At 41.7% G+C, this 492-nt stretch carries 1 pseudogene; it reads left to right on the plus strand.

Annotated elements, in window-relative coordinates:
- Positions 1 to 492 (plus strand): annotated as a pseudogene (locus BGP78_RS23015) (IS3 family transposase); the annotation flags it as partial.

Raw genomic sequence — 492 nt, forward strand, 5'->3', positions numbered from 1 at the left:
GGTAAATCAACAGTGAGTAAATGGGTTAATCAGCTTAAACAAGAACGTAATGGCCAATCCCCAACAGCAGCACCAATGACACCTGAGCAGATAGAAATCCGAGAACTTAAAAAGCAAATACAACGCATTGAATTAGAAAAGGACATTCTAAAAAAGGCTACAGCTCTCTTGATGTCGGACTCGCTGAACAATTCTCGCTAATTGAGAAGTTAAATCAACGAGAGCGTTACCCTGTCACAGTGTTGTGTAAGGTGTTTAGTGTACACCGCAGTAGCTATAAGTATTGGGCTAAAAGTGATACACCCCCCTTCACCGGAGCAACTTCGTTTAGAAGCTAAAGTGAAAGCAATTCATAAGCTGAGTAATGGCTCTGCTGGCGCACGTACCATTGCTGGAATAATTACAAACAATGGTTACAAGTTAAGCCGTTATCGCGCTACAAAGCTGATGACCAAGTTAAATTTAACAAGCTGCCAAGTACCACAGCACAAA

Source organism: Pseudoalteromonas sp. MSK9-3 (assembly GCF_003590335.1).
GTDB lineage: Bacteria > Pseudomonadota > Gammaproteobacteria > Enterobacterales > Alteromonadaceae > Pseudoalteromonas.